Raw genomic sequence first — 13,466 nt, 5'->3', positions numbered from 1 at the left:
GCTGGCACAACGGTTAAAACTGGTAGCTTACACCCAGGCGCAGATTCCTGCCCAGCCCCGGGAGGCGTTCACCGACGGCGACGTCGGCGCCACTCACCCGGTTGTAGCCATTGAGGTGCAGTTGATATTCCTTGTCGAACAGGTTGTCCACGCCGGCCACAAACTGCAACTGTTCGCTGTATTCCCAGCGGGCGTTGAAGTGCAGCAAACCGAATCCGGGAGTGGGTTGCTCGTCGTTGAACCGGGATACCTTGTCCTGTTTGGCGCTGATCTCGGAGGTCAGGCTCAGGTCCCAGTCCCCGAAGTAGCCGCCCACGGTCAGGCTATGGTTCAGCGGCGCGATGCGATAGAGGTTGTCTGACTGGTCCTCGCGCTTGCCGCGTACATAGCTCAGCGTGCCCTGGTAGTAAAAACGGTCATCGAGAAAGGTCCCGTGGTAGCCCAGGTCCGCGCCGTAAAGCTCCGCGTCCACGTTGTTGAACTGCAGTGCATCAAAGCCGTTGTTCGAGTTGGAGAGGGCCTGAATCTGGCTCAACAGTAGAGAGTTGATCTCCCGGGTGCCCTGAATGAAATTGTCCACTTTGCGATAAAACACCTGAAATGAAAGGTTCAACCCATCGCTGCGGCGCTCCAGGCCCAGGTTGATCTCATCGGCTTCTTCGCCTTCCAGGTTCAGGTTGCCCACGTAGTTGCGACCGTCCGCCAGCCCGCCGGTAGCCTGGAGGGGTGCCCAGAGATAGAGCTCCTGATAACTGGGCGCCCGGGTTTTACGAGCGAGGCCCAGCGTGAGATCCAGGTCGGTGCTCAGCGCATAGGCCGCCTTGGCGACCAGGTCCACGTTGTTTTCATCAAACTCGCGGTCCGCCTGATTGAAGGCCATGGCCAGGGGCATCATGTTCATCGCCATCATGGGCGATACGCCGGCCACACTCACCGGGTCGGCGTCCGCGCTGACGCGATTGAGGCGCGCCCCCAATTCCCATGAGAGAACATCACCCGTCTGAACCCACTCAGCGAAATAGCCCTCGATTCGGTTCTCCACATTACTGAAATTGTGCAGGAACAGATCTGGATTATTGGGAGCCCGGGTGTAAGCGTCGTGCGCCATCAGCGAGTAGTCGCTGCCCACGGTCAAGGTCCCGCTGGCCATGGGGCCCGAGAGGCTGAGCCTGGCATGATCGTGATCGCCGACCGCGAAGGTTTCGCGCAGCATGGGCATGCCGTTGGGCATTCGCGGCGCGGGCCGATCGGTGAAGTTGCCCATCACGTGCTCGATGTCCTGACGGCCAAGACCGACGCTCAGCTCCCACTCCCCCAGCATCCGGTAGGCCTCCAGATGCATGCCGTCACTGTCGATGTAGCCGATGTCCATGGGCAGGGAGGCTGTGCCGGTTTGCTCGGTCCGGATGCGATTCACATCCAGATGGATGCCGGCGTTTTCACCTTGGTAGCCATAAAATGCGCTGCTGCGCGTGCGGTCGAAGAAGCTGTTGGGCAGGGTTTCGCCACCGCCGACTTCACTGTCGTCGCCATCCTGAACGCTGTAGGCCGCACCCAGCTTGTGGGCGTCGTTGGCCACAAAGCCGAGGGCGCTGGAATGCTGGCCGGAGCCGTTGCTGTTGTACTGGGAGTTCACCCGCAAATGGCTGGTGAACTCCTGCTCGTCGGTGAAGTATCCCTGCTGACTGGTGACGGACACGTGCCCGCCCAGGGTCTGCTGGCCCGCGCTGACCGACGCAATGCCGCGACTCACTGAAAGGGTTTTCAGGTTGGCGCCGGGAACAGTGGAGAGCGGAGCATCCATCTGATTGGGGCCGCCGGCCATCATGGGCATGCCATCGACCATCACAGCGATGCGATCGCCACTAGCGCCCCGGTACTGGGGCAAAGCCGTCAGCGGCCCGTTCCGGTTCAGGTTCGCGCCCGGCACCCACTTGAGAAAATCCCCGGTGTTGGCGACCCGAAGCGCGTCCCCTTCCAGCGTCACACTGTGCTCGACCAACTGGGACTCGCCGATGATCACGATCTCGTCAATGGTCTGATCCGCCCCGGCCAGCGGCGCCGCGAGGCAGACCGCTGCGGGAAAAACCCTGCACAGCTTCTTTTTCATGGGAACTCTATCCAAATCGGTGAATTGCAGATTGATGATAGTTCCCGCAGTTGGGTTTGGGGATGCGACAAATTGTCGCATCCCCCTCGGCGCAGGGAATTTGCGCCCCGACGCAGCGTCGTCACAACTCGTATTTGCGCAGATATCCCCTCAATTGGTCATAGGTCAGCCCCAGAAACTCGGCGGTCTTGCGCTGATTGAACTGGCAATGCGCGTAGGCGCGCCTGATCAGGTCCACTTCCCGGGCCTGGATGTGAGTTTTGAAATCCACGTTGGCCGCGGTGAACACCTGCAGTGTGTCCGTTTCAGGCGTTGCCTCGCTGGCCGGCTGCGGTGGCTCGGGGGCGGACTCCACAGACTCCCGGAGGCGGAAAGGCGACTCGAAGGGATCAAACACGATCTGGTCGATGGGCTGGTCCGGGTCGGCGGTGCGATAAACCGCCCGCTCCACGACATTTTTCAGCTCTCGCACATTGCCCGGCCAGTCGAAGGCCTGCAACTGCGCCGCGGCCCGAGGGCTGAAGCCGGGGAAGTACTCCCGCTCCATTTCCTTCACCATGCCCAGGGCGAAGAATTCCGCCAGCAGCATGATGTCCTCCCTGCGCTCCCGAAGGGGCGGCAGGGTAATGACGTCGAAGGCCAGGCGGTCCAGCAGATCGCTGCGGAATTTTCCGGCCGCGGCCATGGCCGGCAGGTCGCCGTTGGTGGCGGCCACCAGCCTTACATCCACCTCCACCAGGCGGTCGCCGCCCACCCGCAGGAGTTCGCCGTACTCGATGACGCGCAGGATCTTCTCCTGCACCTGGGCCGAGGTGGTGGCCAGCTCATCGAGGAACAAGGTTCCCCCGTCGGCGCGCTCGAAGTAGCCCTTGTGCTGTCGAACCGCACCGCTGAATGCCCCCGCTTCGTGGCCGAACAACTCCGAATCCAGCAGGGAATCGCTGATCGCGGCGCAGTTGAGCTTCAGAAACGGCTGGCCCCAGCGTTCGGACAAAAAGTGAACCCGCGCTGCCACCAGCTCCTTGCCCGTGCCCCGCTCTCCCACGATCAGCACCGGCTTGCGCAAGGGCGCTATGCGGGACACCTGCTCCTGTACCTCCAGAATGCGGGAGGATTCGCCCAGCATTCTGTCGTTTCGATCCGCGGCCACTCGTGGTCTCCTTTGCCTGAAATTGGTCCATTAAACCACTTCTTAGCGTTTTTGACCAAGCCTCCATTTAATGACCTTCACGCCAGAACTGATATTTTCGCCTATAAATCAAATACTTAAAAATGATGAGCAAAGTTGGCACGCCCGTCGCAATAAGTGGCGTGGACGCGGAATGTTGATGCACAGATATAAACAACTTCCGTCCAACCCTGGCGAAGCCCGGCTTTGCCGCACAACAGGAATCAGAGGTGAACCATGGGCATATTTTCAAGAATCAGCGACATCATTAACGCCAACATCAACGCCTTGCTGGATTCGGCGGAGAACCCGGAAAAGATGATTCGCCTGGTGATTCAGGAGATGGAGGAAACCCTGGTGGAGGTACGCACCAACTCCGCCAAGCTCCTGGCCGAAAAGAAGGAACTGCTGCGCCGCAACGAACGCCTGCAAAAGCAAGCGGAAGACTGGCAGCACAAAGCCGAACTGGCACTGAGCAAGGATCGGGATGATCTCGCCAAGGCGGCCCTCGTGGAGAAGTCCACCGTGCTGGACCTGATCGAAGTAATCGGACAGGACCTGCACAAGCTGAACGAAACACTGGAACGCTTGAGTGACGAAATCGAGCAGCTCCAACAGAAGCTGAACGATGCCAAGGCGCGACAGAAGGTCATCACCATGCGTACCCGCGCCACCCAGTCCCGGGTTTCGGTCAACCAGAAGCTCAACGACCGTACCTACGACGCCGCGGTGGGCAAGCTCGACTACTTCGAGCAGCGCATCGAGCAGATGGAGAGCCAGATCGAAGCGGACAACATCGGTCGACCGGGGCTGCATGGGCAATTTGAAGAACTGGAAATGCAGGATCGCATCGACAAGGAGCTGGAAGCTCTGAAAGCCAGGGTCAAGGGCGGCGGAAAAAAAGAGCCGGCCGACGACGCTGAATAACGGCGCCATAGGGAGCGATGCAATGGGACCCGTTACGGACTATCTACCTGGCGTGCTGCTAACCGGGTCACTGTGTCTCCTGGGACTCGCGGCCCTCGAAGGCAGCAGCATTGAAATGGGGCAGGACACACACCGGCTTTGCCGGAACACAGGGGACGTGAGCCAGGCTACCTGGCTTGAACTCAGGTTTCGCAACCAACACTGGATTTGGGTGAGCTGTTCCGAACCCACAACTTGAACACTTCTCTCATACAAGGAGCTAAGAACATGAAACTGATCAGCCATACACAACGCGCCAAAGTACGTTACTGTTTTGAAATCGCCGCCTCTGCGGTATTGTCCACCATCGTCGTGACCATGCTGGTTGTAATCGGCACTCCCGGCTACATGGCGGCCACTCGCAACCTGGTTGGCATATAATGCTCCGCCTCTCACCGGGCGGATCCGGCAGGCTGGCAGACGATCTCTCGCGACCGCTTCTGCGCACCCTGCCTCGCTTGCAAACGTCCGGGCAAGCTCCCAAAATGGCGAGCGCCCGGCAACAATCCTCAATAACAGAGTAAGGCTTCAATAATGGATGTGGGTGATTTTACAGGCCTGGTCGCAGTGGTGATGGTTTTCAGCATCCCCCTCGTGGCCATCTGGGCCGGCGTTCTCAAGGCCCGGTACCGCGCCAGCCAGCGCGACATTTCCGACAACGAGCGGGAGGAGCTGCAGCGTCTGACCACCATCGCGGAGAACATGGCGGAGCGCATCACCACTCTGGAAGCCATCCTCGACGCTGAAGTACCTGACTGGAGAGAGGACCATGAACGGGACCGATAAACACCTTCACCTGAATCGGAAGGACGGCATGATCGGCGGTGTCTGCGCCGGACTGGCGGACTACTTCGGTGTCAGCACCTTCCTGGTTCGGGTCGCCTTTGTTATTGCCACGTTCTTCTGGCCGCTCACCATTGCCGTCTACGCGCTGCTCTACTTCTGCCTGAGCGACCGACCGGCCGGTGAGATCGCCAGCGGTCTCGCGGACAACCGGGTCTGCCGCCACCTCAAGCAAGTGGATTACAGCAAACGGCTCTACAAGAGCCGCAGGAACAAGAAGATTGCCGGCGTCTGCGCGGGTCTGGCCGAATACTTCGAGACCAGCCCCTTCTGGATCCGCCTTGCCTTTGTTGGCTCCTTGTTCTTCGGTCCCTTTGCGATCCTTGTGTACATCGTGGCGGCGCTGATCATGGACAAGGAGCCGGAATACAGCCCCGCTGCCGCAGCCCGACCTTCGGACCGGTACGCGGCCTATGCAAACGCTGCCAAAAGCAAACGACCGGTGGAGAAGCGGGACATCCGCGATTGCAGCAAGCAGTTCACGGAACTGGAGGATAAATTGCGCCGCCTGGAAGCGACCATTACCTCCAAGCGCTTCAAGCTGCACAGCGAACTCAACAGAATGTAGCAATCACATTAGGAAGGGAGCGACGCGATGGACCCCGGCTTGAGAGCAGTTCTGATTTTGATCGTAATCTTCGGCTTCATCTATGGGGGCCGGTACATGCGCTACCGCATGCGCATGTTTGAAATGAAGCTGAAAGCGGAGAAGGAATTCAGCGGGAACCTTAAAGACGAACTCGAACAGATACGCACGCGCCTGGCGACGCTGGAACGAATAGTTACGGACAAGGGCTACCGGGTGCGGGAAGAAATCGACAACCTCTGACCCCCCGACGACCCGAACACGAAAACGGCCTGCAGATGCAGGCCGTTTTCGTGTTCAGAATGCGATTATTGCTCGCACCCCAGACTCGCGTATTCCTCGCGATCGAATTCCCCCATGCGCCCGAAAGTGGCTGCGTAGGTGGAGCAGCGGTTCTCGGAGGTGGAGAATTCCTCCCGCAGAAACTCGGCTTTGATACTCGCGGCGGTGACCTCGTCAGAAGACATGCGGATTCCGCCATCCTGGTCCGTGTCGAGGATCATCATCTTCGGCGCCCCTGCGCCGTTGCTCCAGGGCTGCCACTCGGGCTCGCTTCCGTCGCGGCCCTGGCCCGGCTCGCCGGTATAGGCGAAATTGGCCCAGTAGGACATCATGCTGCCTGAGAGCGCGTCGCGGCTCTCGTTGCGGGAGGGATCGTACAGGATCTCCCCGGGTACAAATCCCACATCCCAGTCCCCGAACACAAACGCCATCTCCACCGAGTGACCGGCGCCAATGGCGAGAGACAGGTCCGTCCCCTGGTAGGTGGCCGCTTCGTCCCAGTCAAACCGATAGGCGTAAACGGAATCGCCCTGCACCGGGGCCATCAGCCGGGCCAGGCCGTCCACGCCGCGAAGCTTCCAGGCGTCGGAGGGATATTTGGCGGCGCGGATGTATTCTTGCGGGTCGCTTTTCAGCACGGACACCCAGCGCGGATCCCGGTACATGTAGATCCGGCGCTCGTCACGATTGGTACCAAGAATGATGGGCACCTGGTTGTAGTCGCCCGAGGCGAGTTGCTCCATGGGCGGCTGGGTGGAAAATACCGTACCGTCCCGGAATTTTTTGGGCGCAGGATAGTTGCGGGCGGCCTCGGGATTGTAGAGTTTGAGAAATTCCGGCGCGGACTGGGCGTAAAGCAGTTCACGAATTTCCGCATCGCTCATGGCCTGCTGCAGTTGCTTCGCCTCCTCACGGTCGGCAGCGCGCCCATCGCGTACCAGGATCTTGTTGATGATCTCCCGGGAGCTGTGCATGTGCCCCGCGGGTTTCTCATCGGCAAAGTTGACGCCCTGGGCTATGGGCACGGTGCCGAGCCCCCCGCTCTCCACAATGGCCTTGTGGAACAGACCTTCGGCCATGGGTGAGGTCACCAGACTGAGCACGTTGGCCCCTCCCGCGGATTCGCCGAAGATGGTGACGTTGTCAGCATCACCCCCGAATGCGGCGATGTTGTCCCGCACCCACTCCAGGCCACGGATGGTGTCCACGGTGCTCCAGTTGCCGGACGCCTCCGCTCCCTTCGCATCCGCCGGGAGGATGGCTGGGTGGAGGAACCAGCCGAGGCTGCCCAGGCGGTAGTTGACCGCAACGACCACCACATTCTCGGATTCCGCCAGGTTCGCGCCGTTGTAGTCGCCCGCATAGCCGCTGTTGTTGCCCCCGCCGTAAATCCAGTACATCACCGGCAGCTTATCGTCAGGCGACGAATCGCTCGGCGCATAAACGCTGAGGTAGAGGCAATCTTCGCTGCCCACCACTCCGTCACCATCCGCGTCCTCGATGCCGGCACTCAGGTTGGAAACAAACTGGGGACAGGGTTGGATATTCCGGTTGGCGGTAAAGGGCGTTTTCCAGGTTTCCGGCGCTTGTGGGAGCTTCCAGCGCAGTTCGCCCACCGGCGGCTTCGCATAGGGAATGCCGAGCCAGGCCAGGCTGCCGTTCCCCTGCACCACACCGGTCAAAGTGCCCTGACGAATGATCCGGCGAGTGGGATCAATGGGTGCGGCCTGCTCTGCCTCGCCGGTAATACCACCGTCCTGGGAGCATGCGCTCAGCAGCGGGAAGATAACCGTGAAGGTACAAAGGCGCGTCCAAAACCGTTTCATTCTGTTGTTCCTCTGCGAAAAAACCCGGCCCGGGCGCAATCTGCCGGCGGGATATGACGGGGAGGGGCTGGCTCGAAGGAGTTGACGGCTCTATTCCGCGGTTCGCTCGCGGGGAAACATGAACCAGGCGATCAGACCGGCAGCCACAAGAAGGCCAATGAAAAACCCGAATGCCGTGTCGTAGGTACCGGTCGCATCATAGGCCCAACCCGCCAGCGGCATCCCCAGGAGTTGCAACGGTAGCATAGTGGCCCGCATCAATCCCATCATCTTGCCGAAGCCCCGGCGCCCGAAGAAGCTGGCCACGGCGGCAGCATGCAAGGGAACCGCGCCCCCCATACCAAAGCCGAAGATAGCCGAGGCAAGGGCCAGCAGCCAGTATTGCTCAACGAAAATCAGCATGGCAATGCCCGTACCCTGGGTCGCCACAGTCAGCACGATGGCGAGCCGAATATCCACCCGGTCGGACAACACACCGAAGTAGACCTTGCCCGCCACCCCGGCCAGGGCGCCGATGGGCAGAATGGCCGCCGCCCAGTAACCCGCAAAACCCAGGTCCCTGGCCAGGGCGATGGTGTTGGTGAGGGTTGCGCCAAGAGTCGTGAACAGGGCACCAAAGGCGAGTGTGATGGCCCAGAACGTGGGCATCCGCAGGATATCCCCCGAGGTGGGCTGCGGTGGCGGCACCCTGGGCTGGTCGGGCACCGGCAGGCGGCGTCGTCCGTCCGGCTCCTGCCCGATCTGCTCGGGGTCGTTCACAACGTAGAGCAGCACCATGGGCACGACCAGCACCAGGGTCAATAGAGAGAAAATCTCGAACGCGCCGCGCCAACCGAAGGCATCTATGAGCCAGGTGGTCACAAAGGGCATGATGGCGCCGGACAGGGACACCCCCATGGTGGCGATGCCCAGCGCGGTCCCGCGCTTGGCGATAAACCAGTTGGACACCAGTTTCGCGGTGGCAAGCTGGCCCATGGTGGCCGTGCCCACCGCGGTGAGGCATAGCAGGGCCAGGTAGAACTGCACCATGTTCTGCACGAGGGACAGCGCGAAGAAACCCGCGGCACTCATGCAGGCTCCGAGGGTCATGATGCGCTTGATTGGATATCGGTCCAGTGCGTTGCCAACAAAGGGCCCCAGGCAGCCGGCCACGAAATGCACCAGCGCCAGGCCCCCGTTGGCGGCGAGACGGGAACCACCGCCCAGCTCCTCGGCGATGGGAAGCAGGAAGACCGCGTAGCTGTAGAAGAAGAAGCCGACGGCAATGAAATCAACGAAGAAGGCAACAGCAACGATGATCCAGCCGTAAAACCGGCGCGATTCAGTCATGGCGGGCGTTCAGTCAGACCATGCAGAATACGCAAATCTTGTTGTTATCCAGATCCCTGAAATAGGCCCCGTAGAAGTCCTCAGTCCGGTTGCCCGGCTCCCCTTCATCGGCGCCGCCCAGTTCCAGGGCTTTGCGGTATACGTCATCCACCTGGGCCTTGCTGGCAACCGTGAGGGAAACCATGCTGCCGTTGCCGTGGGTGGCGGCCTGTTCGTCGTAGGGGGTACCGACGGCCACAACAGGCTCCTTGCGTGACCGGCCCCAGAAGGTCAGTTTTTCCAACTCCAGCACGCGCTGGGCTCCCATCAACGCGAACAGCTGATCATAGAACGCGTTGGCTTTTTCTCTGTCGTTGGTGCCGAGGGTAATGTAGCCGATCATGGAATGGTCCCCTGGGTAGGTTGGGCGGAGGTGGCGGGCATTCTAACACGCACCCCCGAAGGCGCGCCCCGGGCGCAGGAAAATGGGGCCCGGTGCACTGCACAACAAGCTGCAAAACGATATAAAGAATGCGCCTGCTGAACGCATTGACTCCCGGGGAATCAGAGAGGCCCATGAAACACCGCATTCGCCCGAAAACATCCGCCCGCCTGCTTCACATATTGCTGGGTTCAGTGGCGGTGTTTGCGCTGGCCAGCTTCCTCTCGGTGCTGGCGCTGCGCTGGGTGGCGCCGCCTACGGCGGGAATCATCGTGCAGCGGCAGTGGGAGGATCCAAGCGAGGCCATACATTCCTTCCAGTGGACCCCGCTGAGAGACATCTCACCGGAAATGCTGCGGGCCGTGATTGCGGCCGAAGATCAGCGCTTTTTCATGCACTGGGGCTTCGATTTCGATCAATTGCAAAAAGCACTGATGGAAAGCAGCGCCGGGGGCCGCTTGCGGGGCGCAAGCACGATCACCCAACAAACCGCGAAGAACCTGTTTCTCTGGAACGGACGCAGTTATACCCGCAAAGCTCTGGAAGCCTGGTTTACCCTGCTGATGGAAGTGCTTTGGTCGAAGGAGCGAATCCTGGAGGTGTATCTGAATATCGTGGAGTTCGGCCCCCGCGTGTACGGAGTGGCCGCCGCCAGTCAGGCCCATTTTCGCAAACCCGCCAGCCAGCTTACCCCGGAAGAAGCCGCCCTCCTGGCCGCGGTGCTGCCCAACCCCCACCGCATGCAGGCCAGCGCGCCCAGCCCCTATGTGCAGGAACGCCAGGCGTGGATCCTGGAGCATATGGCGCTACTCCGCGGGCGCTTCTGAGAGCTCGCGCGCAACCGTGCACTTGGGCAGAACTGGCAAGCTGTTGAAAACTCTCGTTCGACGGACTGCTATCGGTAACTGGCGCTCTTGGTGCGCTCGTAGGTCAGGGCCGCGCCAGCTACGGCGCCGCTGGAGCCGGTGGTGAGCCAGCGGCGGATTCGGCCGGCATCGCCAATGGGCGTCAGCTTGCCGAAAGAGTCCAGCAACACCATGGCCACCTCGCGCCCGTCAATGCGGGTCATCATTACCAGGCAGCGACCCGCTTCATTGAGATAGCCCGTCTTGCTCAGGTCGATGTCCCAACTGCTGCGGTGCACCAGTCGATTGGTGTTGCCATAGCGCAGGTTGTAGCGCGGGTTTTCAAAACGGGCGGTGTAACCCGGCGTAGTGGAATATTCGCGTATGAGTTGATACTCATCCGCCGCCGTCAGCATCTTTACCAGGTCGGACGCCGTGGAAACGTTCTTGACCGAGAGACCACTGGCGTCCTGGAAGTGACTGCTGCCCATGCCAAGGGCCTTCGCCTTATTGTTCATGGCATCCACGAAGGCATCAAAACCACCGTCGTAATGGTCGGCCAGATTGTAGGCCGCCAGGTTTTCCGAGGCCATGAGCATGATCCGCATCAGATCGCCGCGGCTCAATTTGGAGCCGATGCGCATGCGCGAGTAGCCGTTATTGCGGGAGTCCCGCACGGCCTTGCGGATGGTCAGCATCTCGTCCAGGGGCTGACCGCTATCCAGAACCACCATGGCGGTCATCACCTTCGTGATAGAGGCAATGGGAGCCGGCACGTCCGCGTTCTTGCTGTACACCATGCTCCCGGACGCGGGGTCAAATACGGCCGCCTTGACGGAGCCAAGCGTCACCCGGCTGGTATCGAGCTCGGCGTACGGTCCGGGGATGGGCGTCTGCAGAACCGGATTGGCCGCCGCAGCCGGACTGACTTGCAGGGTCGCAATGATAAACGCAGAACAAAGGGCGGCGGCACGAAAGAGCGGGATGGATTTGGTCACAGGGAACAGAAGTGTCGTTGGAGTTCTTGATCGGTACAATTCAGTGTAGCAGTTGAGCACGCTGTCTCCAGCTCAGCTGATTGGCGCGTGGCAAGGATAGTCGGCAATGTGCGCCAACGCAAAGGTGGAACGATAAACGGGAAGCAGGCTGACCGGATCAGGGAAGGCGAATGATCTGGCATGACTGCAAAGGGACCGGGACTGATTGCGTCAGGCCCGAATCGGAACAGACCCTGCAACCGGGCTTACCACACAACCCAGAAGGAGATGATCATGAAAACCGCCCTGGCTCTCGCCCTGGTCTTGCTGACATTCACGACCCATGCTGCGGACAAGGAGCCCGAGGACATCGGCTCCCGCCTGCCCTCGGATCTGCGCGCCCTGCTCATTCAGGAGATGGTGGCCGTGCTGCAGGCCACGGAAACCATCGTCGGCGCCCTGGTGCGGGGGGAAGACGCGACCGTCGCCAAGGAGGCTCAGGCCATCCATGACAGCTTCATCCTTGCCCAGCAGATGACTGGCGCCCAGCGCGAGGCCTTGCACAAGGCCGCTTCACCGGCATTCCTGGAGAAGGACGAAAATTTCCACGAACTGAGCGCCAGTCTCGCGGAGGCCGCACGCGGCGGTGACAAGGAGCAGCAGCAGAGAATCTTCAAGCAAATGCTCGACGCCTGCGTGGAGTGCCATCGCCAGCACGCGGCGGACCGCTTCCCCTCTTTTCAATAATCGCTGCTCCGGGGGTCGGGCGCGCGATCAGGTGGCAGTGAACAGGCAAAGCCATCGCGCGCCGCCTGCCGGGGCGCATATCGCACGTGTTGCGTGAGCTTCATCACACCGCCCGGAAATTTGCGGCACAGGTCGCACCCATGATTCAGACTTGCACCAGGTAACAGTCCACCCCCGAGCCAACGGTCCACCCCCAAGCCCCTGTCCCGAATGAAACGCAGCATGAAACCCTTTGCCATTGCTCTTGCCGTGGTCGTTGTGGCCCTTGGCGGAGTCGCCGTCGCCCTGATGTCCCCGGACACGGAGGCCGTGTATCAAACGGTCCCTGTGGAACGCGGCGATCTGGAAAAGACCGTCACTGCCCTGGGCGCCCTGCGGCCCCGGGATCATGTGAACGTGGGCGCTCAGGTTTCCGGGCAGCTCACCCGGGTTCACGTGGAGATCGGAGACCGGGTGGAGAAGGGACAGTTGCTGGCGGAGATCGACCCGCGGGTGTACGAGTCGCGGGTGCAGTCCAGCGAAGCGAATCTGGAGCGCTTGAAAGCCCACCTCGCCGAACGGGAAGCTCAGGTTCAACTGGCCCGCGCCCAGCTCGAGCGCAACCGGCGTCTGTCGGCAAGCCATTCGGTCAGCGCCCAGACCCTGGACGAAAGCGAAGCGTCCCTCAAGGTGGCCGAGGCCCAGGTCCGTTCACTCCAGGCGGAGATCAAAGCCGCCGAATCCGCCCTCAGTGGCGACATTACCAACCTCGGATATACGAAGATCTATGCTCCCATGAGTGGAACCGTGGTTTCCGAGAGTTCCGTGGAGGGCCAGACCGTCAACGCATCCCAGACCGCGCCGGAGATCGTCACCGTGGCCGACCTGGATACCATGACCGTGTGGGCGGAGGTGTCCGAAGCGGACGTGGTGCGGCTGAAGGTGGGCATGCCCGCCTGGTTCACCACCCTCGGCACGCCCGATCGCCGCTGGCACGGCGAAGTCCGGCAGATTCAGCCCACCCCCCAGATCGTCAACGACGTTGTTCTGTACTACGTCCTCATCGACGTGGACAACCGCGAGCAGATCCTCATGCGGGACATGACGGTGCAGGTCTTCTTCGTTCTGGACAGAGTGGAAGACGCGGTGCTCGCCCCCTTCTCGACGGTCCACAAGTCTCCCGGAAGTGCCGAGGGCTACACGGCCCAGGTGCTCACGCCCGATGGCCCCGAACTGAGGAGCGTCCGGGTCGGGCTCGCAAACCGCAGCCAGGTGCAGGTGCTGGACGGTCTTGCAGTGGGTGAGAAGCTGATTGTCGGACCCCATTCCGCAGGGCCGGAGCCGGGCGGCCGTCCCTCCGTGGGCGCGCGCCTTTGATGAGTGGCGA

At 61.1% G+C, this 13,466-nt stretch carries 14 protein-coding genes; 8 read left to right on the top strand and 6 right to left on the bottom strand.

The annotated features are described in order from the left end of the window. Positions 1–13: 13 nt before the first annotated feature. Both ACURWW_RS08495 and pspF read right to left on the bottom strand, forming a co-directional pair. On the bottom strand, positions 14–2,110 hold the full coding sequence (locus ACURWW_RS08495) for a TonB-dependent receptor domain-containing protein (RefSeq protein ID WP_445616380.1): 2,097 nt from the start codon (positions 2,108–2,110) through the stop codon (positions 14–16). 121 nt (positions 2,111–2,231) lie between these two features. Continuing rightward, positions 2,232–3,260, bottom strand: coding sequence for a phage shock protein operon transcriptional activator (pspF, locus tag ACURWW_RS08490; RefSeq protein WP_445616379.1), 1,029 nt, complete (start codon positions 3,258–3,260; stop codon positions 2,232–2,234). A gap of 255 nt (positions 3,261–3,515) precedes the next feature. Here pspF and pspA point away from each other — a divergent pair, with 255 nt between their 5' ends. From pspA to ACURWW_RS08465, 5 genes are all read left to right on the top strand, one after another. Then, positions 3,516–4,205, top strand: coding sequence for a phage shock protein PspA (gene pspA, locus ACURWW_RS08485; protein ID WP_445616378.1), 690 nt, complete (start codon positions 3,516–3,518; stop codon positions 4,203–4,205). A gap of 267 nt (positions 4,206–4,472) precedes the next feature. Then, complete coding sequence (locus ACURWW_RS08480; protein WP_445616377.1) at positions 4,473–4,625, top strand: hypothetical protein; 153 nt, start codon at positions 4,473–4,475, stop codon at positions 4,623–4,625. A gap of 153 nt (positions 4,626–4,778) precedes the next feature. Continuing rightward, positions 4,779–5,030 carry a hypothetical protein gene (locus ACURWW_RS08475; protein ID WP_445616376.1) on the top strand — a complete coding sequence of 84 codons (252 nt, stop codon included), beginning with the start codon at positions 4,779–4,781 and terminating at the stop codon, positions 5,028–5,030. Further along, positions 5,014–5,655 (top strand): PspC domain-containing protein, encoded by a 642-nt coding sequence (locus ACURWW_RS08470; protein ID WP_445616375.1) that lies wholly within the window; start codon positions 5,014–5,016, stop codon positions 5,653–5,655. The genes ACURWW_RS08475 and ACURWW_RS08470 overlap by 17 nt, the downstream gene beginning before the upstream one ends. Positions 5,656–5,694: 39 nt before the next feature. After that, on the top strand, positions 5,695–5,916 hold the full coding sequence (locus ACURWW_RS08465; protein WP_458618469.1) for a hypothetical protein: 222 nt from the start codon (positions 5,695–5,697) through the stop codon (positions 5,914–5,916). Between the two features lie 65 nt (positions 5,917–5,981). Here the strand turns inward: ACURWW_RS08465 and ACURWW_RS08460 are convergent, their stop codons facing one another. From ACURWW_RS08460 to ACURWW_RS08450, 3 genes are all read right to left on the bottom strand, one after another. Beyond that, positions 5,982–7,781: a carboxylesterase/lipase family protein gene (locus tag ACURWW_RS08460; protein ID WP_445616373.1), complete on the bottom strand. Its 1,800-nt coding sequence runs from the start codon at positions 7,779–7,781 to the stop codon at positions 5,982–5,984. Between the two features lie 90 nt (positions 7,782–7,871). After that, positions 7,872–9,110, bottom strand: coding sequence for an MFS transporter (locus tag ACURWW_RS08455; RefSeq protein WP_445616372.1), 1,239 nt, complete (start codon positions 9,108–9,110; stop codon positions 7,872–7,874). Positions 9,111–9,123: 13 nt separating this feature from the next. Beyond that, positions 9,124–9,492 carry a VOC family protein gene (locus ACURWW_RS08450; protein WP_445616371.1) on the bottom strand — a complete coding sequence of 123 codons (369 nt, stop codon included), beginning with the start codon at positions 9,490–9,492 and terminating at the stop codon, positions 9,124–9,126. Between the two features lie 173 nt (positions 9,493–9,665). Here ACURWW_RS08450 and mtgA point away from each other — a divergent pair, with 173 nt between their 5' ends. Beyond that, on the top strand, positions 9,666–10,358 hold the full coding sequence (gene mtgA, locus ACURWW_RS08445) for a monofunctional biosynthetic peptidoglycan transglycosylase (protein ID WP_445616370.1): 693 nt from the start codon (positions 9,666–9,668) through the stop codon (positions 10,356–10,358). 68 nt (positions 10,359–10,426) lie between these two features. On the opposite strand, the gene pbpG is transcribed toward mtgA, so the two are convergent. After that, positions 10,427–11,374 carry a D-alanyl-D-alanine endopeptidase gene (pbpG, locus tag ACURWW_RS08440; RefSeq protein WP_445616369.1) on the bottom strand — a complete coding sequence of 316 codons (948 nt, stop codon included), beginning with the start codon at positions 11,372–11,374 and terminating at the stop codon, positions 10,427–10,429. Between the two features lie 273 nt (positions 11,375–11,647). On the opposite strand from pbpG, the gene ACURWW_RS08435 reads away from it, so the two are divergent. Together ACURWW_RS08435 and ACURWW_RS08430 are read left to right on the top strand one after the other, a co-directional pair. Beyond that, a complete protein-coding gene (locus ACURWW_RS08435) occupies positions 11,648–12,100 on the top strand; it encodes a hypothetical protein (protein ID WP_445616368.1) in 453 nt (150 codons plus the stop codon). A gap of 222 nt (positions 12,101–12,322) precedes the next feature. Beyond that, entirely contained in the window at positions 12,323–13,456 is a 1,134-nt protein-coding gene (locus ACURWW_RS08430; protein ID WP_445616367.1) for an efflux RND transporter periplasmic adaptor subunit, read from the top strand. Positions 13,457–13,466: the final 10 nt, after the last annotated feature.

Source organism: Gilvimarinus sp. F26214L (genome assembly GCF_054401055.1).
The sequence above is the reverse complement of the archived record's forward strand: the minus strand, read 5'-3'. Positions and strand labels throughout refer to the sequence as shown.

Coding starts and splice junctions, on each gene's coding strand:
- ACURWW_RS08495 (WP_445616380.1), bottom strand. CDS start 2,110: ATGAAAAAGAAGCTGTGCAGGGTTTTTCCCGCAGCGGTCTGCCTCGCG.
- ACURWW_RS08430 (WP_445616367.1), top strand. CDS start 12,323: ATGAAACCCTTTGCCATTGCTCTTGCCGTGGTCGTTGTGGCCCTTGGC.
- ACURWW_RS08470 (WP_445616375.1), top strand. CDS start 5,014: ATGAACGGGACCGATAAACACCTTCACCTGAATCGGAAGGACGGCATG.
- ACURWW_RS08480 (WP_445616377.1), top strand. CDS start 4,473: ATGAAACTGATCAGCCATACACAACGCGCCAAAGTACGTTACTGTTTT.
- ACURWW_RS08455 (WP_445616372.1), bottom strand. CDS start 9,110: ATGACTGAATCGCGCCGGTTTTACGGCTGGATCATCGTTGCTGTTGCC.
- ACURWW_RS08435 (WP_445616368.1), top strand. CDS start 11,648: ATGAAAACCGCCCTGGCTCTCGCCCTGGTCTTGCTGACATTCACGACC.
- mtgA (WP_445616370.1), top strand. CDS start 9,666: ATGAAACACCGCATTCGCCCGAAAACATCCGCCCGCCTGCTTCACATA.
- pspA (WP_445616378.1), top strand. CDS start 3,516: ATGGGCATATTTTCAAGAATCAGCGACATCATTAACGCCAACATCAAC.
- ACURWW_RS08460 (WP_445616373.1), bottom strand. CDS start 7,781: ATGAAACGGTTTTGGACGCGCCTTTGTACCTTCACGGTTATCTTCCCG.
- ACURWW_RS08475 (WP_445616376.1), top strand. CDS start 4,779: ATGGATGTGGGTGATTTTACAGGCCTGGTCGCAGTGGTGATGGTTTTC.
- ACURWW_RS08450 (WP_445616371.1), bottom strand. CDS start 9,492: ATGATCGGCTACATTACCCTCGGCACCAACGACAGAGAAAAAGCCAAC.